The organism is Staphylococcus sp. ZWU0021 (genome assembly GCF_000798895.1).
GTDB lineage: Bacteria > Bacillota > Bacilli > Staphylococcales > Staphylococcaceae > Staphylococcus > Staphylococcus saprophyticus.
Window position 1 is genome coordinate 145,198 of record NZ_JTLN01000027.1, and the last position, 23,485, is coordinate 168,682.

At 33.2% G+C, this 23,485-nt stretch carries 19 protein-coding genes; 17 read left to right on the forward strand and 2 right to left on the reverse strand.

The window, feature by feature from the left end:
• Positions 1-13 precede the first annotated feature (13 nt).
• The 12 genes from frr (at position 14) to L987_RS06210 (ending at position 16,751) form a co-directional block, all read left to right on the forward strand.
• Positions 14-568 (forward strand): ribosome recycling factor, encoded by a 555-nt coding sequence (frr, locus tag L987_RS06155; RefSeq protein ID WP_002483464.1) that lies wholly within the window; start codon positions 14-16, stop codon positions 566-568.
• A 229-nt stretch (positions 569-797) separates the two neighbouring features.
• On the forward strand, positions 798-1,562 hold the full coding sequence (locus L987_RS06160; protein ID WP_011303261.1) for an isoprenyl transferase: 765 nt from the start codon (positions 798-800) through the stop codon (positions 1,560-1,562).
• 17 nt (positions 1,563-1,579) lie between these two features.
• Entirely contained in the window at positions 1,580-2,362 is a 783-nt protein-coding gene (locus L987_RS06165) for a phosphatidate cytidylyltransferase (RefSeq protein WP_002483462.1), read from the forward strand.
• A 323-nt stretch (positions 2,363-2,685) separates the two neighbouring features.
• A complete protein-coding gene (gene rseP, locus L987_RS06170; RefSeq protein WP_011303260.1) occupies positions 2,686-3,972 on the forward strand; it encodes an RIP metalloprotease RseP in 1,287 nt (428 codons plus the stop codon).
• Positions 3,973-3,991: 19 nt separating this feature from the next.
• The gene (locus L987_RS06175) at positions 3,992-5,692 is read left to right on the forward strand and encodes a proline--tRNA ligase (protein ID WP_047503621.1); all 1,701 of its coding nucleotides are present in this window, start codon (positions 3,992-3,994) and stop codon (positions 5,690-5,692) included.
• 406 nt (positions 5,693-6,098) lie between these two features.
• Positions 6,099-10,415, forward strand: a complete 4,317-nt coding sequence (locus tag L987_RS06180; protein ID WP_011303258.1) for a PolC-type DNA polymerase III — start codon at positions 6,099-6,101, stop codon at positions 10,413-10,415.
• 290 nt (positions 10,416-10,705) lie between these two features.
• Positions 10,706-11,173, forward strand: a complete 468-nt coding sequence (gene rimP / locus L987_RS06185; RefSeq protein WP_002483458.1) for a ribosome maturation factor RimP — start codon at positions 10,706-10,708, stop codon at positions 11,171-11,173.
• A 23-nt stretch (positions 11,174-11,196) separates the two neighbouring features.
• Entirely contained in the window at positions 11,197-12,390 is a 1,194-nt protein-coding gene (gene nusA, locus L987_RS06190; RefSeq protein WP_002483457.1) for a transcription termination factor NusA, read from the forward strand.
• Positions 12,391-12,407: 17 nt separating this feature from the next.
• Positions 12,408-12,692 (forward strand): RNase P modulator RnpM, encoded by a 285-nt coding sequence (gene rnpM, locus L987_RS06195; protein ID WP_002483456.1) that lies wholly within the window; start codon positions 12,408-12,410, stop codon positions 12,690-12,692.
• Entirely contained in the window at positions 12,689-13,006 is a 318-nt protein-coding gene (locus L987_RS06200; RefSeq protein WP_002483455.1) for a L7Ae/L30e/S12e/Gadd45 family ribosomal protein, read from the forward strand. Before rnpM ends, L987_RS06200 begins: the two co-directional genes overlap by 4 nt.
• A gap of 4 nt (positions 13,007-13,010) precedes the next feature.
• Positions 13,011-15,116 carry a translation initiation factor IF-2 gene (gene infB, locus L987_RS06205; RefSeq protein ID WP_011303257.1) on the forward strand — a complete coding sequence of 702 codons (2,106 nt, stop codon included), beginning with the start codon at positions 13,011-13,013 and terminating at the stop codon, positions 15,114-15,116.
• 636 nt (positions 15,117-15,752) lie between these two features.
• Entirely contained in the window at positions 15,753-16,751 is a 999-nt protein-coding gene (locus L987_RS06210) for a hypothetical protein (protein ID WP_047503624.1), read from the forward strand.
• Between the two features lie 49 nt (positions 16,752-16,800).
• On the opposite strand, the gene L987_RS06215 is transcribed toward L987_RS06210, so the two are convergent.
• On the reverse strand, positions 16,801-17,406 hold the full coding sequence (locus L987_RS06215) for a hypothetical protein (protein ID WP_199189036.1): 606 nt from the start codon (positions 17,404-17,406) through the stop codon (positions 16,801-16,803).
• 87 nt (positions 17,407-17,493) lie between these two features.
• The gene (locus L987_RS14150) at positions 17,494-17,673 is read right to left on the reverse strand and encodes an HTH domain-containing protein (RefSeq protein ID WP_231558581.1); all 180 of its coding nucleotides are present in this window, start codon (positions 17,671-17,673) and stop codon (positions 17,494-17,496) included.
• A 442-nt stretch (positions 17,674-18,115) separates the two neighbouring features.
• Here L987_RS14150 and rbfA point away from each other — a divergent pair, with 442 nt between their 5' ends.
• The 5 genes from rbfA to pnp all read left to right on the forward strand — a co-directional run bounded on the left by rbfA (position 18,116) and on the right by pnp (position 23,212).
• Positions 18,116-18,460: a 30S ribosome-binding factor RbfA gene (gene rbfA / locus L987_RS06220; protein WP_002483451.1), complete on the forward strand. Its 345-nt coding sequence runs from the start codon at positions 18,116-18,118 to the stop codon at positions 18,458-18,460.
• Between the two features lie 227 nt (positions 18,461-18,687).
• Positions 18,688-19,605, forward strand: coding sequence for a tRNA pseudouridine(55) synthase TruB (gene truB / locus L987_RS06225; protein ID WP_011303253.1), 918 nt, complete (start codon positions 18,688-18,690; stop codon positions 19,603-19,605).
• A 13-nt stretch (positions 19,606-19,618) separates the two neighbouring features.
• Positions 19,619-20,590 (forward strand): bifunctional riboflavin kinase/FAD synthetase, encoded by a 972-nt coding sequence (locus L987_RS06230; protein WP_011303252.1) that lies wholly within the window; start codon positions 19,619-19,621, stop codon positions 20,588-20,590.
• Between the two features lie 104 nt (positions 20,591-20,694).
• The gene (gene rpsO / locus L987_RS06235; protein WP_002483448.1) at positions 20,695-20,964 is read left to right on the forward strand and encodes a 30S ribosomal protein S15; all 270 of its coding nucleotides are present in this window, start codon (positions 20,695-20,697) and stop codon (positions 20,962-20,964) included.
• A 154-nt stretch (positions 20,965-21,118) separates the two neighbouring features.
• Positions 21,119-23,212: a polyribonucleotide nucleotidyltransferase gene (gene pnp / locus L987_RS06240; RefSeq protein ID WP_047503628.1), complete on the forward strand. Its 2,094-nt coding sequence runs from the start codon at positions 21,119-21,121 to the stop codon at positions 23,210-23,212.
• The last annotated feature ends 273 nt before the right edge of the window (positions 23,213-23,485 follow it).

The window sequence follows — 23,485 nt, forward strand, 5'->3', positions numbered from 1 at the left end:
GAGGTGTATGACTATGAGTGACATTATTAATGAAACTAAATCAAAAATGCAAAAATCAATAGACAATCTTTCAAGAGAATTAGCTAATATCAGTGCTGGTAGAGCGAATTCAAACTTATTAAATGGTGTAAATGTTGATTATTACGGTGCGCCAACACCAGTTCAACAACTTGCTAGTATTAGTGTGCCAGAAGCACGCTTATTAGTCATTTCTCCATATGATAAATCATCAGTTGGCAATATTGAAAAAGCAATCAATGCAGCTAACTTAGGTGTTAATCCTTCAAGTGATGGAGAAGTTATCCGTATCAGTGTACCAGCATTAACTGAAGAACGTCGTAAAGAGCTTGTTAAAGATGTTAAAAAAATTGGCGAAGACGCTAAAGTTGCAGTAAGAAATGTGCGTCGTGACTCAAACGATGAGCTTAAAAAACAACAAAAAAATTCTGACATCACTGAAGATGATTTAAGAACACAAACAGATGATGTACAAAAATTAACTGACGATTCAATAAAAGAAGTTGAAAAATTGTTAGAAGAAAAAGAACAAGATATTATGTCAGTATAAACATGGTAATGATGATAATGGCTTCAATCATTAAGGCGATATAATTGAACTTATATTGTTGCTGATTAAGAGGCTAATCATATTTTTATCTGAACTGTATCAAATCAGACTTTGGTACAGTTTTTTTATTTGTTTATTCAATGCAACAATCTAGTATGATAAAATGGTAGATAATTGCATCTAGAACCTATTATAATAAACATAGATGATCACGCTCGGAGGAAATACCATGTTTAAAAAGTTAATTAAAAAAAATAAAAATCAGCCAATCCAATCAGAGTTTGGCTTGGACTTACATAACATACCTGAACATGTTGCTATAATCATGGACGGTAATGGTCGCTGGGCAAAACAAAGAAAATTGCCTAGAATTAAAGGTCACTATCAAGGTATGCAAACAGTTAAAAAAATCACAAAAGTTGCTAGTGATATTGGAATTAAATATTTAACATTGTATGCATTTTCTACAGAAAATTGGACTAGACCTGAAAATGAAGTCAATTATATCATGAACTTGCCAGTTAACTTTTTAAAAACATTTCTACCAGAGTTGATAGAAAATAATGTAAAAGTCGAGACAATTGGTTTTATGGAATATTTGCCATCATCTACACTCAAAGCAATCGCTAAAGCCAAAGAAGATACTAAAGATAATACAGGTTTAAAATTAATCTTCGCGATTAATTATGGTGGTCGTGCTGAAATATTAAACAGTGTAAAAACAATCTATGATGAACTAACTGCTAAAGGATTAACTAGTGATGACATTACAGAACAGATGATTGATGATCATTTGATGACACATGCATATCCTGACCCAGATCTTTTGATAAGAACATCAGGTGAACAAAGAATAAGCAATTTCCTTATTTGGCAAGTATCTTACAGTGAATTTATTTTCAATGAAAAGCTATGGCCAGATTTCGATAAAGAAGAATTAATAAATTGTATTAAAATTTATCAATCACGGCAGCGTCGATTTGGTGGATTATAAATAGTTAGGAGAATAGTATGAAAGTTAGAACTTTAACGGCAATTATAGCACTTATCGTTTTCCTCCCAGTTTTACTTAAGGGTGGCCTTATTCTAATGCTATTTTCATATTTATTGGCATTCATCGCTTTAAAAGAATTGCTTAATATGAATATGATTAAGTTCTTATCAATACCAGGGATAATTAGTGCATTAGGTATTTTAATCATTATGTTACCTCAAGATGCGGGGAGCTGGGTTAACGACCTTCAATTAAAATCGTTAATAGCAATGAGTTTTATTTTATTAAGTTATACAGTACTTTCTAAAAATAGATTCAGCTTTATGGATGCGGCATTTTGTCTAATGTCCATCGCATATGTAGGTATCGGATTTATGTATTTATATGAAACACGCTCAGAAGGTTTACATTACATATTATTTGCGTTTTTAGTGGTTTGGTTAACTGATACAGGTGCGTATATTTTTGGTAGATTGATGGGTAAACACAAATTATGGCCAGTCATTAGCCCTAACAAAACTGTTGAAGGCTTTGTAGGTGGTTTGATTTGTAGTTTAATCGTACCGCTAGTAATGATGATCTTTGTAGATTTCAATATCGCACTATGGTTATTGCTAATCATTACGATTATTTTAAGCATGTTTGGTCAATTGGGTGACTTAGTAGAGTCAGGATTCAAGCGTCACTTTGGCGTAAAAGATTCTGGAAGAATTTTACCAGGTCACGGTGGCATTTTAGATCGTTTTGATAGTTTTATGTTTGTCTTACCATTATTAAATATTTTATTAATTCAAATATAATACATTTACGATATGAATTTTATAATTTTATAAAAATGCGAAAGGAGTTAATGGATTGAAATAACTGGTTATTTAATAACAGTTAATGATATTCTTAACTCCTTTTGACAAGGTCGAAAGATTTCACAATGCTAAATTAAATTTTCAATATTTATAAGTTAGCATGTTGATAACTGTTGAATAAAAATGATTAGAGTTACGTGTATGACAAAGTATAGTTGTGGTATACTTTTATAACTTAAAGTTGGTAGTATACATTACTGACACATTGCATTTTATCCAACATGCAGTTAATTTATTAAGAAAATATGAGGTGTATCAAATTGAGTTTTCTAGTAACAATTATTTCTTTTATCATTGTTTTTGGTGTCCTCGTAACCGTACATGAATATGGGCATATGTTTTTTGCTAAACGTGCAGGAATTATGTGTCCAGAATTTGCTATTGGTATGGGACCTAAAATATTTAGTTTTAGAAAAAATGAAACATTATATACGATACGACTATTACCAGTTGGTGGTTATGTGCGTATGGCTGGTGATGGTTTGGAAGAACCGCCGGTACAACCAGGTATGCATGTTAAAATAAAATTGAATGATAAAGATGAAATTACACATATCATTTTGGATGACCAACATAAATTCCAACAAATTGAAGCGATAGAAGTGAAACAATGTGATTTTAAAGATGGCTTGTATATCGAAGGTGTAACGCCTTATGATCAAGAACGTCATAGGTATAATATTGCTAAAAAATCATATTTTGTTGAAAATGGTAGCTTAATTCAAATTGCACCAAGAGATAGACAATTCACGTATAAAAAGCCTTATCAAAAGTTTTTAACATTATTTGCTGGACCACTATTTAACTTCTTACTTACATTGGTATTATTTATCGGTCTTGCGTATTATCAAGGTACACCGACAAATGGCATTGATGAAGTCATGAAAGATTCACCGGCACAACAAGCTGGTCTTAAATCTGGTGATAAAATTGTTAAATTAGATGATAAAAAAATTGAAACTAAAGGCGATATAGATAGTGTTGTAAAAAATATTAAAGATAATAAGACAGAAGTTACGGTTGAACGTGATGGAAAAACACATACGATGGATATCAAGCCTAAAAAAGTAGAACAAAAAGTGACGAAAACTAATACACAAACTAGATATTTATTAGGCTATAGTGCAAGTACCGAACATACAATATTTAAACCAATTGCAGCTGGTGTTGAACGATCACTAGAGGCGGGTAAATTAATATTTACAGCTATTGTAAGTATGATTGCCAGCATATTTACTGGTCATTTTTCTTTCGATATGCTAAACGGACCAGTTGGTATATATCACACTGTGGATTCAGTAGTTAAAACAGGTATCATTAATTTAATTTCTTGGACGGCACTATTAAGTGTTAACTTAGGCTTAATGAACTTGTTACCAATACCTGCACTAGACGGTGGCCGTATTTTATTCGTCATATATGAAGCGATATTTAGAAAACCGGTTAATAAGAAAGCCGAAACAACAATTATTGCGATTGGTGCTGTTTTTGTACTTATTATAATGGTCTTAGTGACATGGAACGATATTCAACGTTATTTCTTATAAAAGGGAGAGAGGTAGTTAAATGAAACAATCAAAGGTATTTATTCCAACAATGAAAGAGGTACCAGCAGGAGCAGAAGCACTGAGCCATCGTTTATTACTGAAAGCTGGTTTAATTAAACAAAGTACAAGTGGGATCTATAGTTATTTACCTTTAGCTGCACGCGTACTGAATAATATTGAAGCAATTGTGCGTGAAGAAATGGAACGCATAGATGCGGTTGAAATCTTAATGCCTGCATTACAACAAGCAGAATTATGGGAAGAGTCAGGTCGCTGGAGTGCTTACGGTCCAGAACTGATGCGTCTACAAGATCGTAACGGACGTGAATTTGCATTAGGACCAACACATGAGGAAGTTGTAACGTCCATCGTTAGAGATGAATTGAAGTCATACAAACAATTACCACTTACGTTATTCCAAATACAATCTAAATACAGAGATGAAAAGCGTCCACGCTTCGGTTTGTTACGTGGTAGAGAATTTATCATGAAAGATGCTTATTCGTTCCATGCGGATGAGGACTCTCTAGATGCATCTTATCAAGACATGTATAACGCATACGGTCGCATATTTAAACGTGTTGGTATTAATGCGCGACCAGTTGTTGCAGATTCAGGAGCAATTGGTGGCAGTCACACACATGAATTTATGGCACTAAGTGAAATCGGCGAAGATACGATTGTGTATAGTGAACAGAGTGACTATGCTGCAAATATTGAAAAAGCGGAAGTAGTCTATCAAGCCAATGAAAAACATGAAGATTTACAACCATTAACAAAAATAGAAACACCAAATATTCATACTGCGCAAGAACTGGCTACATTCTTAGACAAACCCTTAGACGAAATTACTAAATCTATGGTATTTAAAATAGATGGAGAATTTATTATGGTCTTAGTTCGTGGTCACCATGAATTGAATGATATTAAGTTAAAAGCATACTTTGGTACGGATAATATTGAATTAGCTTCTGAAGACGAAATTGTTAATCTTTTAGGTGCGAAACCTGGCTCGCTAGGTCCAGTTTTTGATAAAGAGATTAAAGTCTATGCCGATAATTTCATTCAAGATTTAAATAATATTGTCGTTGGTGCAAACGAAGATGGCTATCATTTATTAAATGCTAATATTGGTCGTGATTTCGAAGTTGATGCTTTCGGAGACTTTAGATTTATATTAGAAGGTGAACCATTATCAGATGGCTCCGGACCAGCTCGCTTTGCAGAGGGCATTGAAGTTGGACAGGTATTTAAATTAGGAACGAAATACTCTGAATCAATGAATGCAACATTTTTAGATAATCAAGGTAAAGCACAGCCACTATTAATGGGTTGTTATGGAATTGGCGTATCAAGAACATTAAGTGCGATTGTTGAACAAAACAATGATGAAAATGGCATCATTTGGCCAAAATCTGTAACACCATTTGATTTACACTTAATTACGATTAATCCTAAAAAAGATGATCAACGTGAATTAGCAGATCAATTATATACCCAGTTAAAAGAAAACTACGATGTTTTATATGACGATCGTAAAGAACGTGCAGGTGTTAAATTTAATGATGCTGATTTAATTGGATTGCCAGTGCGTGTGGTTGTTGGTAAAAATGCAGCAGAGGGTATAGTAGAAGTGAAACGTCGTGATAAAGGTGAAAGTGAAGACGTCCATGTGGATAATTTAATTAATTATGTAAACACATTGTATTCTAATATCTAATTTTAGAGCAGGAACTAGGATAATTTGTTATAATATACAAAGTAAACTGTGCGTTAAAAAGTATAAATATGGGAGATAGGTAGAAACCGGATTTTTCAAAAGGTTTCATTGTCCCAGCTTGACAATTATGACTAGGGTAGATGATTACTTGAATTGAAGCTCATGTATAAGAGTGAGACTTTACATCTACTGCCAATTGACAAAAAAGTCTGAGACATCTATTTGTGTCTCAGACTCTTTTGTTATTCATGTAAAGTAATATCATAGTGCGACAAGTTGAACTAATAGAAATTTTTAGATATTCCGTTATAGTATAGAACATGTAAATTCATACATACACCGTCATAAAATATAAGTATCTATATATAAGAAAAGTAGTGTAATTAATAGTAAGGTGGTTATCGTCATGGCAATGACAAATGAGGAAAAATTTAAAATACTAGCTGACCAAATCAAAATTACTGAGCATTTAGATTCAGAAATATTGGAAAATAGTGAATTAACACGTGTTGATGTCAAAACATCAGATCGAACTTGGGTATTTCAAATTACATTCCCGCATTTTTTAACAATTGAAAATTATTTGCTTTTTACAGGTGCAATCATTGAAGAATTTAAAACGATTGCAGATGTAAAATGTAATTTCACGGTAAAAGATAAAACAAATCAAGATGAATTTGCAATAAAATATTTTAGCCACTGTATTGATCAAACAAAATTATCACCCAAAGTAAAAGGACAATTAAAACAAAAACGCTTAATTATGTCAGGTGATGTATTAAAAGTCATGTGCCAAAACGATGTTGAACGAGATCACTTTGATAAAGCGTGTAATGGTAGTTTGATTGCAGCATACCAACAGTGTGGGTTTAATATAAGTAAAGTCGTTTTCGAAACAGATAGTGCAGTTAACGATGGGGATTTAGCGTCATTAGAAGCACATATTCAAGAAGAAGATGAGAAAAGTGCGCGTGAAGCAACAGAAAAATTAGAGAAAATGAAGGCTGAAAAAGCAAAACAACAGGACAATAACGAAAGTGATGTTTCAAAATGTCAAATTGGTAAACCAATCCAAGTTGAAAATGTACGTCAAATTGACTCAATTATCGAAGAAGAATTTAAAGCTGCTGTAGAAGGTGTTATTTTCGATATCAATTTAAAAGAATTGAAGAGTGGGCGTCATATTGTAGAATTAAAAGTAACAGATTATACAGATTCTCTTGTCTTGAAAATGTTCACACGTAAAAATAAAGATGATTTAGCGCATTTTAAAGCTTTAAGTGTAGGTAAATGGGTTCGTGCACAAGGGCGTATTGAGGAAGATACATTTGTACGTGACCTAGTTATGATGATGTCAGATATCGAAGAAATAAAAAAAGCTACAAAACAAGATAAAGCTGAAGACAAACGTGTTGAATTCCATTTACATACGTCAATGAGTCAAATGGATGGTATTCCAAACATATCAGATTATGTAGATCAAGCTGCGAAATGGGGACATAAAGCCATTGCGGTAACAGACCATAATGTTGTGCAAGCATTCCCAGATGCACATAGTGCTGCCGAAAAAAATGGAATTAAAATGATTTATGGCATGGAAGGTATGCTGGTAGATGATGGTGTACCAATCGCATATAAACCAAAAGATTGTGACCTAAAAACAGCTACTTATGTAGTATTTGACGTTGAGACAACGGGACTTTCAAATCAATACGATAAAATTATTGAACTTGCAGCTGTTAAAGTAAAAGACGGCGAAATTATTGATAAATTTGAACGATTCAGTAATCCTCATGAACGATTGTCAGAAACAATTAAAAACTTAACGCATATTTCAGATGACATGTTAGTAGATGCCCCTGAAATAGAAGAAGTGCTTACTGAGTTTAAATCATGGGTAGGCGACGCCATTTTTGTAGCGCATAATGCATCATTTGATATGGGCTTCATCGATACAGGTTATGAACACGTTGGCATTGGTGCTTCCACGAACGGCGTCATTGATACATTAGAATTATCTAGAACAATTAATACAGAATATGGTAAGCATGGCTTAAATTTCTTAGCTAAAAAATACGGGGTTGAATTAACGCAACACCATAGAGCGATATATGATACAGAAGCAACGGCTTATATGTTCATAAAAATGCTTAAGCAGCTAGAAGCGCTTGGTGTTCACAACCATCAAGATATCAATACGTCATTGTCAAATGAAGATGCGTATAAGCGTGCACGACCAAATCATGTAACACTCATTGTGCAGAACCAAGATGGTTTGAAAAATCTATTTAAAATTGTGAGTGCATCTCTTGTTCAATATTATTACCGTACACCAAGAATTCCACGTTCCTTGTTGGATGAGTATAGAGAAGGAATACTTGTAGGCTCTGCGTGTGATGAGGGCGAAGTATTTACAGCAGTTATGCAAAAAGACCAGTCTCAAGTAGAGCGAATTGCCAAATATTACGATTTTATTGAGGTTCAACCGCCAGCACTTTATCAAGATCTAATTGATAGAGAGCTAGTAAGAGATAATGAAACTTTACATGAAATTTATAATCGTTTAATTCGAGCGGGGGATGTAAATAATATTCCAGTGATTGCAACAGGTAATGCACATTATTTAAATGAACATGATGCGATTGCTCGTAAAATATTAATTGCCGCTCAACCGGGTAATCCATTAAATCGCTCTACTTTACCAAAAGCGCATTTTAGAACAACGGATGAAATGTTAGATGAATTACACTTTTTAGGTGAGGAAAAAGCATATGAACTTGTAGTTCAGAATACGAATGATTTAGCAGATAAAATAGAACGTGTCGTACCAATTAAAGATGAACTATTCACACCGAGAATGGAAGGTGCGAATGAAGAAATACGTGAAATGAGTTACGATAATGCAAAAGCACTTTACGGCGATGATTTACCACAGATTGTCATTGATCGTTTAGAGAAAGAATTGGAAAGTATTATAGGTAATGGTTTCTCAGTAATATATTTAATTTCTCAAAGATTAGTTAAAAAATCACTGAATGATGGTTACTTAGTAGGTTCACGTGGTTCTGTTGGTTCGAGCTTTGTGGCAACAATGACTGAAATTACAGAAGTGAATCCCCTACCACCACATTATATTTGTCCAGAGTGTAAGCAAAGTGAGTTCTTTGATGATGGTTCTGTTGGTTCAGGATTCGATTTACCAGACAAGAAATGTGAATCGTGCGGTTGTGATTTGATTAAAGAAGGCCAGGATATTCCATTCGAAACTTTCTTAGGATTTAAAGGGGATAAAGTACCTGATATTGACTTGAACTTTAGTGGTGAATATCAACCTGAAGCGCATAACTATACTAAAGAGCTATTTGGTGAAGATAAAGTATTTCGTGCGGGAACGATCGGTACGGTTGCAGAAAAAACTGCTTTTGGTTTTGTGAAGGGATATTTAAACGATCAAGGTATTCATAAACGAGGAGCAGAAATAGACAGACTTGTAAAAGGTTGTACTGGTGTTAAACGTACGACTGGACAACATCCAGGTGGTATTATTGTTGTTCCCGATTATATGGATATTTACGATTTTACACCTGTTCAATTCCCAGCAGATGATCAAGGTTCTTCTTGGATGACAACGCACTTTGATTTCCATTCCATTCATGATAATGTGTTGAAATTGGATATACTGGGTCACGATGATCCTACTATGATACGTATGTTGCAAGATTTGTCAGGTATTGATCCAAAAACGATTCCAGTAGATGATAAGGAGACGATGGGCATTTTTAGTTCGCCAGAGCCTTTAGGTGTCACTTCCGATGAAATTTTATGTAAAACAGGTACATTTGGTGTACCAGAATTCGGAACTGGATTTGTTAGACAAATGTTAGAAGATACGAAACCAACAACATTTTCTGAATTAGTTAGAATTTCAGGGCTATCTCATGGTACGGATGTATGGTTAGGTAATGCACAGGATTTAATACGCTCTGGTAAATGCGATTTAGCAAGTGTAATTTGTTGTCGTGATGATATCATGGTCTACTTGATGTATAACGGTTTGGAACCTTCATTAGCCTTTAAAACAATGGAATTTGTTCGTAAGGGTAAAGGTTTAACTGATGATATGGTAGAAGCGATGGTTGATAATGAAGTGCCAGATTGGTACTTAGACTCATGTAGAAAGATTAAATACATGTTCCCTAAAGCCCACGCAGCAGCTTATGTACTAATGGCTGTACGTATTGCTTATTTCAAAGTGCACTATCCATTATATTACTATGCTAGTTACTTTACTGTACGTGCTTCAGACTTTGATTTAATCTCAATGATTAAAGATAAAGAAAGTATACGTAACACGGTAAATGATATGTATTCACGTTATATGGATTTAGCAAAAAAAGAAAAAGATACGTTAACGGTGCTTGAGATTATGAACGAGATGGCACAACGTGGCTACCGAATGCAACCAATCAGTTTAGAGAAGAGCAAAGCATTTGAATTCATAATCGAAGGGGATACTTTAATTCCTCCATTTATTGCTGTACCAGGTTTAGGTGAAAATGTTGCACAAAGAATTGTAGAAGCGCGCGATGAAGGGCCTTTCTTATCTAAAGAAGATTTAAATAAAAAAGCTGGTTTATCTCAAAAAGTTATTGAGTATCTAGATGAATTAGGTTCATTACCTAATTTGCCAGATAAAGCACAGCTTTCCATTTTTGATATGTAATCCTTAAATATAATTTACTAGAGACTATTTAGATTTCAATTAAGTGTATTATTTTATAGATTTAGTAAAAGTATAAGAGGTTGATATATTTTACTTGAATTTGACATTAATTAAATATAAGTAAATTTGAGAATAACTTAAGTAAGTTGTCATTGTGCCGTTTAACAAATATAGTTATTTGTATAGAAAATGAACATATGGTATAATAATAGTGCTTAAAAAATTAGACTCAGGCAGAAAGAGTGGGCATAATACCCGCTCTTTTCTATTTGCCAAAAAAGGAGGTCAGCATGAGTAAAATAACTGAGCAAGTTGAGACTATCATTCAACCTGTCCTTAATGACTTAAATTTTGAATTAGTAGAAGTTGAGTTTACCAAAGAAGGAAAAGACCATTTTTTAAGAGTATCTATAGATAAAGAAGGCGGCGTTGATTTAAACGATTGTGCGCTAGCTTCTGAAAAAATCAGCGAAGTCATGGACGCGGAAGATCCTATACAAGAAATGTATTATTTAGATGTCGCGTCACCTGGTGCTGAAAGACCAATTAAAAAAGAAAAAGATTTCCAAAATGCAATAACAAAACCAGTATTTGTTTCTTTATATGCACCGATTGAAGGTTCTAAAGAATGGTTAGGTATTTTACAATCTGTTGATGAAACAAACATTGTTATGGAAGTTAAAGAAAAGGCTAAAACAAAGCAAATTGAAATTCCAAGAAATAAAATCGCAAAAGCACGCCATGCTGTAATGATATAACGTGATGAGGAGGATGATAAGTCGTGTCAAGTAATGAATTATTATTAGCTACTGAGTACTTAGAAAAAGAAAAAAAGATTCCTAGAGAAGTATTAATCGATGCCATTGAAGCAGCTTTAATCACTGCTTATAAAAAGAACTACGATAGCGCGAGAACTGTACGCGTAGAATTAAATATGGATCAAGGTAGTTTCAAAGTAATCGCTCGTAAAGAAGTGGTTGAAGAATCAATGGATGATAGAGAAGAAATTAGTTTAGATACTGCATTAGTAAAAAATCCAGCCTATGAAATTGGTGATATTTACGAAGAAGATGTAACGCCAAGTGACTTTGGTCGTGTAGGTGCGCAAGCAGCGAAACAAGCTGTTATGCAACGTTTACGTGATGCAGAACGCGAAATCCTTTACGATGAATTCATCGATAAAGAAGATGATATTGTAACGGGTTTAATTGATAGAGTAGACCATCGTTATGTATATGTGAATTTAGGCCGTACTGAAGCTGTACTATCTGAAGCTGAAAGAAGCCCAAATGAAAGTTATATTCCGAATGAAAGAATTAGAGTGTACGTAAATAAGGTTGAACAAACTACAAAAGGTCCACAAATTTATGTTTCTAGAAGTCATCCAGGCTTATTAAAACGTTTATTTGAACAAGAAGTGCCTGAAATATTTGATGGTACAGTTATTGTTAAATCTGTTGCACGTGAAGCAGGAGATCGCTCTAAAATCAGTGTGCATTCTGATAACCCTGATATTGATGCAGTTGGCGCATGTGTTGGTGCTAAAGGTGCACGTGTAGAAGCGGTTGTAGAAGAACTTGGTGGCGAAAAAATTGATATTGTTCAATGGAATGAAGATCCTAAGGTATTTGTTAAGAATGCATTAAGCCCTTCACAAGTGCTACAGGTTATCGTGGATGAGCCAAATCAATCAACAGTCGTTGTTGTCCCTGACTATCAATTATCACTAGCAATTGGTAAACGTGGTCAAAACGCGAGATTAGCAGCAAAATTAACTGGTTGGAAGATCGATATTAAATCAGAAACTGATGCGAGAGCAGCAGGCGTTTATCCTGCAGAAGAAGCATTAAATGAAGAAGATGAAATGCAATTAGATGATGTTGTGTCGTCTGAAAATATTGAAGTAGAAGAAGATACTACTGAATCGCAACCAACAGAGACAGTTGAAATAGAAGACGAAGACGCAGAAAAATAAATTGGAGTGGATACTTTATGAAAAAGAAAAAAATTCCAATGCGTAAATGTATACTATCAAATGAAATGCATCCTAAAAATGACATGATTCGAGTTGTAATCAATAAAGATGAGCAAATTTTTGCTGATGCGACAGGTAAACAACAAGGTCGTGGTGCCTACGTATCAAAGGATGTTAAGCTAGTAGAAGAAGCTCAACAAAAAGGTGTTTTAGAAAAGTATTTTAAAGCTGATGCTGATACATTAGAGCCTGTGTATAAAGAAATTATACGTCTTATATACCGTGAAGAGATACCTAAATGACCAAAGAACAAATCGTAAATTTTTTAGGTTTAGCAATGCGTGCTGGAAAAGTAAAAACAGGTGAATCAGTTATTTTAAATGATTTGAAAAAGAACAAACTAAAGCTCGTAATCATTGCAACGGATGCTTCTGATAACACAATTAAAGTGATACAGAACAAATGTGAAAGTTACCATATATCATTACGTATATTTGGAACGAGAGCTGAATTAGGACAAGCTTTGGGTAAAGCAGAACGTGTAAACATTGGAATCACTGATCAAGGCTTTGCTAAAAAGTTATTGTCAATGATTGATGAATATCGTAAGGAGTGACTATATGAGTAAAAAAAGAATTTACGAATACGCAAAAGATTTAAAAATTAAAAGTAAAGAAATTATTCATGAATTGAAAAAAATGGACGTTGAGGTAACGAGTCATATGCAAACGTTAGAAGACGACCAAATTAAAGCTTTAGATAAAATTTACAAACCAGAAAAAGCAGAACAAAGTGAGAAATCACAACAAAAGAATACTCAAAATAAACAACAAACAACTCACAATAAAGGTAACCAATCGAATAAAGGTAACCAAAATAATAAGCCGAATAATAAGAAAAATAATAAAAATAACAAGAACAACAAAAATAATAAAAATAACAAACAACCTAAACAAGAAGAACCAAAAGAAATGCCATCAAAAATTACCTACCAAGATGGCATAACAGTTGGTGAACTTGCTGAAAAATTAAATGTTGATTCTTCAGGTATTATCAAAAAATTATTCTTATTAGGTATCATGGCTAATATCAATCAATCATTAGATGACGAAACATTAGAACTTATTGTAGACGATTATGGTGTTGAAATTGAAAAAGAAATCGTAGTTGATGAAGAAGACTTGGCGATTTATTTTGATGATGAAACAGAAGATGAAAATGCAATAGAACGTCCAGCAGTAGTTACAATCATGGGGCATGTTGACCATGGTAAAACGACGTTATTAGATTCTATTCGTCATACAAAAGTTACAGCTGGAGAAGCTGGTGGTATCACACAACATATCGGTGCTTACCAAATTGAAAATGATGGCAAAAAAATCACTTTCCTTGATACACCTGGTCACGCTGCTTTTACAACAATGCGTGCACGTGGTGCTCAAGTTACCGATATTACTATTTTAGTAGTGGCAGCTGATGATGGGGTAATGCCTCAAACAATTGAAGCAATAAATCATGCCAAAGAGGCTGAAGTGCCAACAATTGTAGCTGTAAACAAAATTGATAAACCTACTTCAAATCCAGACCGTGTGATGCAAGAATTAACTGAATACGGTTTAATTCCAGAAGACTGGGGTGGCGATACAATCTTCGTTCCACTTTCAGCATTAAGTGGCGACGGTATTGAAGATTTATTAGAAATGATTGTATTGACTTCAGAAGTACAAGAATTAAAAGCTAATCCAGAGAAAAATGCTGTAGGTACAGTGATTGAAGCTGAATTAGATAAGTCACGCGGTCCGTCTGCTTCATTATTAGTTCAAAATGGTACACTCAATGTGGGTGATTCACTCGTAGTTGGTAACACGTATGGTAGAATTCGTGCAATGGTTAATGATTTAGGCCAACGTATTAAAACGGCTGGTCCTTCTACACCAGTTGAAATTACTGGTATTAATGATGTGCCACAAGCTGGTGACAGATTTGTTGTATTTAAAGATGAAAAACAAGCAAGACGTATTGGTGAAGCACGCCATGAAGCTAATGTGATGCAACAACGTCAAGAAAGTAAGAGTGTTTCATTAGATAATTTATTTGAACAAATGAAACAAGGTGAAATGAAAGATCTTAATGTCATCATCAAAGGTGACGTTCAAGGTTCAGTTGAAGCACTTGCTGCGTCATTGATGAAAATAGATGTTGAAGGCGTTAATGTGCGTATTATACACACAGCTGTAGGTGCTATAAATGAATCAGACGTTACTTTAGCTAATGCCTCTAACGGTATTATTATCGGTTTCAATGTTCGACCAGATACTGGTGCAAAACGTGCGGCAGATAATGAAGGCGTAGATATGCGTTTACACCGTGTCATTTACAACGTTATAGAAGAAATAGAATCAGCAATGAAAGGTATGCTAGATCCAGAATTTGAAGAACAAGTTATTGGGCAAGCAGAAGTTCGTCAAACTTTCAAAGTTTCTAAAGTCGGTACAATTGCAGGTAGTTATGTTATTGATGGTAAAATCACACGTAATGCAGGTGTACGTGTCATTAGAGACGGCATTGTACAATTCGAAGGGGAACTAGACACATTGAAGCGTTTTAAAGATGACGCAAAAGAAGTAGCTCAAGGTTACGAATGTGGTATCACAATTGAAAAGTATAATGACCTTAAAGAAGGCGACATCATTGAAGCGTTCGAAATGGTAGAAATTAAAAGATAAAATTTAAATTAAAATAAAGATTCAGGCATATAATCACCTCAGACTAACGATAATCATTTTCTTTATTGAAATCATCATAAGCACGCCAAAAGTGAGATTAAAATCTCATTTTTGGCGTGCTTTTTTATTATCAATGAAGTTTCTGTATAAGGGCGTAAATTGAGTCACCATCAGTCATCATTAGGGACTTTTAGATTTAATTAAGATATGTTTATGAATCGATGAGAGTATATCTGTTAACAACTAAATAGATTATATTTGATAATGATGTAAAGCTTTCTTACTCTGAAGCATCGTATAAAAGAGAGTGTTGATAGTAGATGTGAAAAATATCAGGGATGTTGATTTTATGTATTATGTTGTTATATAATATATATTCCAAAATTCGATGGCTTATCAGTGATTCGAATTTTAAGTATACGTCGTTTATAGTTTATTAAACAATTAATATCAAAAGATATTAAAATTAAATAATTGAAACATACAAATGTTATCGCACTATTTTATATAATTAATAGATGTTTTTTATAATTGTAAATTAGATATAAAAAATATTGTAAAATTACCTTTATTTATATTGGCTGACACTGGCTGTCTATGTGCATGATTAAACTTAGAATAAATAGGAGGTTATAAATGATGAGTGAATATTTAAAAGAAATAAATGAATTCTGGCAACAATATTTAGATCAATATAACTCTATTTATGATGAATCGACATTAAAAGCAATCATTAAAAATAATGATACTACAGCATTTTTACATCCTAGAGATTTAGAATATATAAAAAAACATTTCGGTGAAAATTTTATGGAAATTCCAAGATTTAAGAAAATGATTGATTTCGCTAATGGTAAAGTGACAGTTAATAAAAATAGACAAAAAGTGACATTCGAAAATGCTGAACTTAATCCTGCGACTGCGCGACCTTATTTTGGAAATCCTGAAATTGCAGATATCGTTATATTAAAAAAACAACCCGAAAATGATTTTAAAATATACGAACTCAGTTTGCCTGAAGCTGAAGCAATAGAGTATAGAAAAAGGATCTTGTTAGATATTCAAGGTAAATTAACATTTGATGGTCAAAAATTATTTTTACCTTATATTGATTGCCATAGATGGTTTGTAAAATATTTATATAGTAATGCGTCAACTTTAAAATACTTTAATATTGACCCTAATCGTTTAATGGTTATTAAATTTTTCCCTTATCAAACAGGTCATGCAGCAGGTATACCGAAAGATTTCTTATCATTTAAATATATACTTCCTTCCCAGAGGCAAAATTTTAACTTGTTAATTAAAATGCTAAAAGATGATAAAAAACGAATTTATATCGTAAGTGAGGAAGAATTATATATATCCCTTTTCAAAAATTTTGCGGATAGTGATATTTGTGAATATTTAATTGAAAACCTATTTGTATTATCTTCTAAACAAAATAGACATCTTACGTTATGTAACGTATTGAGTTATAAAGAGCATAGGGAACGTCTGAGAAAAAAACAAGCGTTATCAAAAATTGAGTATTACAAATGGAATCAAGAACAAAAGGCTGCACGCGAAAATGGTGATTCTGATTTTCACAAGAAAATGGATTCTATGAGATATGAATTTTCTAATTCTAACTAATAAATAAAAAAGCTTATAGTATGTGTGTCTCACTAACTGTAAGCTTTTTTTAAATGTCGTAATTATTGAATAAAACTTGTATTTTTCTTTTAAATTCATCGACATAGGATTGTGGTTGTAGAAGTATGATAGCCTGAGGATATAGATACGCTAAATGCATACTTTCTTCTTTTGAAATAATTAGGTTAACGATAGTCCCATCTGCTGAAGGAGTAGTATCTAAGATAATGAATTGTCTCTTTATTTCTGGCCAAATATCATCTTTCACTAGCAGTTTCACTTGTTTAATATGATTAAAGATATCGCGTTCAAATACTTGATTTGTTAGTTTAATATCTGTAATTGTTGTTAAATCACGCGTATATATTTCTTCCTCATATAAGTACGTAATCCAATACACGTTATCAAAATAGCGCGTATAAATTGGAATGATGTTAGGGAGCTCGACATTATCAAGTTGTATAGTGAGTTTATGATTATTCTCGATTGCAAGTTGAATTTTATAGATTAAAGTAGACTCATTGAGTTCACGATGTATTTTGAATTGGCTTAATAATTTATTAGATAATAATTTTTCTGCTAGATTTGAATTAGCATTCAAACCACGAATGAGATTATATGTATCTTCATGAATAACCGGGGTGAAATCTTTCATTCGAAAAATAAGATTTAGCAATCTATTTTTTTTAAAATTTATAACTATCAATCTTTAAGCGATGTTTTTCAATTGTAGTATCGTATATTACTTTGTCTTCAAGACCATGCCATTCATGATCTTCATAAATAAATTATTTATATCACTAATGTCTCTTTGAATCGTACGTATATTAACTTGTAGTTTTTGTGATAAGGCTTCTTTGCTTATCGTTTTACCATTTAGTAATCGGGTGTAAATATAGAGCAGACGTTCTGGTTTTTCCAAAAAAGATGCAACTCCTAAAGTTTTAAAATCAAATCAATTATAATATCGATTAGTTTTATAGTATAGCACTATATTTTTATAAATGTGTAAAATCATTATGAATTGACGTACTAAAGTTGATGGCTTTGATGAAAAACACATGCCATTTACACTTAAGCATAAAAATTCATCGCTTAGGCAATTTAAATATAGAATTATAGCGTTCTTATGAAATAATGTTTCAAAAATTAACAGTTAGGAATTAAAATTATGCTCAACTGTCATATAATATGTTGTATTTATATATGACATGCAATATATTGTAATGACAAACATAACTCTACTGATTCGATAAAAGGGAATACAAAGTAATAATATTTGTTTGACGTCATGAAATAAACTGTCATATAATTTGTTAGTAAGGAAACAATTGACGAAGTAAGATATATGTGAGGTGAAAAATATGAATATGAGAGCAGAACGTGTAGGCGAACAAATGAAACAAGAAATCATGGATATCGCTAATAATAAAGTTAAGGATCCAAGAATTGGTTTTTTAACAATTACTGACGTACAATTAACCAATGATTTATCTATTGCAACGGTTTATTTAACTGTTTTAGGTAATGAAAAACAAAAAGCAGATACCTTCAAAGGCTTAGAAAAAGCTAAAGGCTTTATAAAATCTGAATTAGGCTCTAGAATGAGACTCCGTATCATTCCAGAATTGAATTTTGAATATGATGAATCGATTGATTATGGTAATAAAATCGAAAGAATGATTCAGGATTTGCATAAAAAAGACTAAATATTAATTAACATGTCTTTGATTCAATATGAAGTGGACAGTTGATTAATATATTATTACATTCTATTTAGCTCAATATTTGAATTTAGATTGTAGATTCTTAGTGTAGGAGCGAGAACTTGAAATCGAATAGATTTCAGTCTCGCTCTTTTTTACATAAACGCGTAAATCAATACATGTTAGTATAGTATATATAATAAAAATGAGACTCTGAAGGTGAATTGAAAATGTATAATGGGATTTTACCGGTGTTTAAAGATCGTGGATTAACAAGTCATGATGTTGTATTCAAGTTGAGGAAAATTTTAAAAACGAAAAAGGTTGGTCACACGGGTACGCTAGACCCAGAAGTTTCAGGTGTTCTACCAATTTGTATTGGCAGTGCTACGAAAGTGAGTGACTACATTATGGAAATGGGTAAAACTTATAAAGCTACAGTTAGTTTGGGCATAACAACGACGACTGAAGATCAGACTGGAGAAATATTAGAACAAACAGCTGTTAATGAACAAGATGTTTCTGCTAAGTCGATAGATGATGTTTTACAACAATTTAAAGGTGAGCTGATACAAATTCCACCAATGTATTCTTCCGTAAAAGTAAATGGTAAGAAACTATATGAATATGCAAGAAACAATCAAGTAGTTGAAAGACCAGAGCGAAAGGTCAACATTTATCAAATTAATCGAATTTCAGATTTGCGTTTTGTAGACGATACTTGTCAATTTGATATGATAGTTGAATGTGGTAAAGGTACATATATTAGAACACTTGCCACAGATATTGGTAAAGCACTTGGGCTACCTGCACATATGTCAAAATTAACACGTACGCAAAGTGGTGGATTTGATATCAATGAGAGTCTAACACTTGAAGATATAAAGTCACTGCATGAGCATGACACGTTACTTGAGAAATTATTTCCTATAGAATATGGTTTGAAAGGTATTGAACAAATTTTAATTACTGATAACGCCATTAAAGGAAAAATATTAAATGGACAAAAGTTTTACAAAGCTGAGTTCAAGCAAAATATAGACGACATCGTTATAATGGTAGATAATGAAACACATAAAGTGTTAGCAATTTATGAACCACACCCAGAAAAACTTGATGAAATTAAACCTAAAAAAGTGTTTAACTAAAGGAGTCATACACATGAAAGTGATAGAAGTAGCTCATCCAATTCAAGATAATCAATATATAACAGAAGCGGTTGCGATGGCTTTCGGATTTTTTGACGGTATGCATAAAGGTCATGCAAAAGTATTTGAAACATTAGATGCCAAAGCAAAATCCCAAAATTTAAAAAAAGCAGTCATGACATTTGATCCGCACCCTTCAGTTGTATTAAATCCTAAATTAAAGAGAACAGATTATTTAACACCAATTCAGGATAAGGTGGAAATTTTAGAGTCATATGGTATAGATTATTGTATCGTTATTAATTTTTCATCTAAGTTTGCTGAAGTTACGGCTGAAGAATTTATTCAGGATTATATTATCAAAAATAATGTAAAAGAAGTGATTGCTGGCTTTGACTTTACATTTGGTAAATTCGGTAAAGGGAACATGATGATTCTTGATGAAATGTCTGAGTTTAATACAACAGTTGTGAGTAAACAAGAGATTGAGTCAGAAAAAATATCTACAACAGATATTAGAAAATCGCTTAAAACAGGCGATTTGCAGAAGGCCAATGAAGAATTAGGTTACCGATATCGTATTAAAGGTACAGTTGTTCAGGGTGAAAAACGAGGGAGAACAATTGGTTTCCCTACGGCTAATGTGCAACCGAGTGGTGATTATGTATTGCCGAAAAATGGCGTTTATGCTGTCAGCATGGAAATTGGTGTAAACAAAGAAACATATCGAGGCGTAGCCAATGTTGGGGTTAAACCGACGTTTCATGATCCTTCCAAAGCACAAGTAGTTATTGAAGTGAATTTATTCGACTTTAGTGAAAATATTTATGGTGAACGTGTAACCGTATATTGGCATCACTATTTAAGACCAGAAATTAAATTTGATGGAATAGATCCTTTAGTTGAACAGATGAACAAAGATAAAGAAAAAGCAAAATATCTATTATCGGTTGATTTTGGTGATGAAGTATCATATAATATTTAAGTCGAATGTGTAATCCACATTTATGCACCTTTACCTTGGCAGCTCGAGACTCCGACGTTTTGCTCGGATAAAGGCGAATAAAAATTAAAAGGAGGAAATTGACAATGGCAATTTCACAAGAACGCAAAAATGAACTAATTAAAGAATATCGTACACACGAAGCAGACACTGGTTCTCCAGAAGTCCAAATCGCTGTATTAACTGCAGAAATCACTGCGTTAAACGAACATTTACGTGAACACAAAAAAGATCATCATTCACGTCGCGGATTATTAAAAATGGTAGGTCGTCGTAGACACTTACTTAACTATTTACGTGACAAAGATGTTCAACGTTACCGTGAATTAATTAAATCATTAGGTATCCGTCGTTAATTTTAAGACGTTTATTGATAGGGAAAGAACCTTTAGGGTCCTTTCCCTTTTTTATAATTTAGAACAGCTATTTTTTAAAAAGGAATATACTAATATAAAATTATTCTAAGAAATGATATGATAGAACTAATAGATATATGAGAGGAGATTCGTAATGTCTCAAGAGAAAAAAGTTTTTAAAACCGAATGGGCAAACAGATCATTAACGATTGAAACAGGTCAACTTGCTAAACAAGCTAATGGTGCCGTACTCGTTCGTTATGGTGATACAGTAGTTTTATCTACTGCAGTAGCTTCAAAAGAACCACGTGATGGTGACTTTTTCCCATTAATGGTTAACTATGAAGAAAAAATGTATGCAGCTGGTAAAATTCCAGGTGGATTTAAGAAACGTGAAGGTCGTCCAAGCGATGAAGCAACGTTAACTGCACGATTAATTGATAGACCAATCCGCCCATTGTTCCCTAAAGGTTATAAGTATGATGTTCAAATAATGAATACTGTACTTAGTGCTGATCCAGATTGTTCACCAGAAATGGCAGCTATGATAGGTTCATCTATGGCATTGAGTGTTTCTGACATTCCATTCCAAGGGCCTATTGCCGGTGTGAACGTGGGATATATTGATGGTGAATACGTAATCAATCCAACGGTAGCACAAAAAGAAGTGTCGCGTTTAGACCTAGAAGTTGCTGGTCATAAAGATGCAGTGAACATGGTTGAAGCGGGCGCTAGCGAAATTACTGAGAGTGAAATGCTAGAAGCTATTTTCTTTGGACATAGCGAAATTCAACGATTGGTTAATTTCCAACAAGAAATTGTTGATCATATCCAACCAAAGAAAAAAGCATTCGTTCCTGTAGAAAAAGATGAAGTATTAGTTGAAAAAGTTAAACAACTAACACAAGAGAACGGTTTAAAAGATGCTGTTTTAACATTTGATAAACAACAACGTGATATCAATTTAGATGCGCTCAAAGAAAAAGTAGCAGCTGAATTTATTGATGAAGAAGACGCAGATAACGAAGTGTTAATTAAAGAAGTGAATAGTATATTAAATGACTTAGTCAAAGAGGAAGTTAGACGTTTAATTGCTGAAGAAAAAATCAGACCTGATGGCCGTAAAACAGATGAAATTCGTCCATTAGAATCAGAAGTAGGTGTCTTACCTAGAGCGCATGGTTCTGGTTTGTTTACACGTGGTCAAACACAAGCACTATCTGTCCTAACTTTAGGTTCAATGAGTGAATATCAAATCCTAGACGGTTTAGGGGAAGAAGAACAGAAACGTTTCATGCATCATTATAACTTCCCAAACTACTCAGTAGGTGAAACGGGTCCTGTTCGTTCTCCAGGTCGTCGTGAAATTGGTCATGGTGCATTAGGTGAACGTGCATTGAGCCATATTATACCGGATTTGAAAGACTTCCCATATACTGTAAGAATTGTAAGTGAAGTATTAGAATCCAATGGTTCGTCTTCACAGGCATCAATTTGTGGGTCTACATTAGCATTAATGGATGCTGGTGTGCCGATTAAAGCACCTGTTGCAGGTATTGCTATGGGCTTAGTGACACGTGATGATAGTTATACAATCTTAACAGACATTCAAGGTATGGAAGATGCACTCGGCGATATGGACTTTAAAGTTGCAGGTACAGCTGAAGGTATCACTGCAATTCAAATGGATATTAAAATTGATGGTTTAACAAAAGAAATTATTAAAGAAGCGTTAGATCAAGCACGTGAAGGTCGTTTAGCTATATTAGATCACATGCTACAAACTATCGATACGTCTCGTAGCGAATTAAGTGCTTTTGCACCTAAAGTAGTTACGATGACAATTAAACCAGAGAAAATTAGAGATGTCATTGGACCTGGTGGTAAAAAAATTAATGAAATCATTGATGAAACTGGCGTGAAACTTGATATCGAACAAGATGGTACGATCTTTATTGGTGCAGTTGATAAAGATGCCATAGCACGTGCACGTTCAATCATTGAAGATATTACACGTGAAGCAGAAGTTGGACAAGTTTATGAAGGTAAAGTCAAACGTATTGAGAAATATGGTGCGTTTGTTGAATTATTCCCAGGTAAAGATGCACTTGTTCACATTTCGCAAATTGCGAATGAACGTATTGATAAAGTCGAAGATGTTTTAAAAGTCGGCGATATTTTCAAAATCAAAGTAACTGAAATTGACAAACAAGGTCGTGTCAATGCATCACATAAAGCATTACTATAAATTAGAGTTTTATCATAAAATTGGTATTGTAACTATAACGAGAGACTAGTTAACTGAATGTAACTTCCTACAATAGCATGTCATCGATTCTATTGTTGGAAGTATCACATTGCAGTATTTGCTAGTTTCTTTTTTTATACATATAAAAATGCTAATAAGGAAGTTTGTAATTATAAATAGTATATAAACGGAATTTCAGTTTGTGGAAAATTTTCAAGTCGCATTGTATATTAAGTCAATATAAATTGAGTGATTATAGAATTAAAATAGATA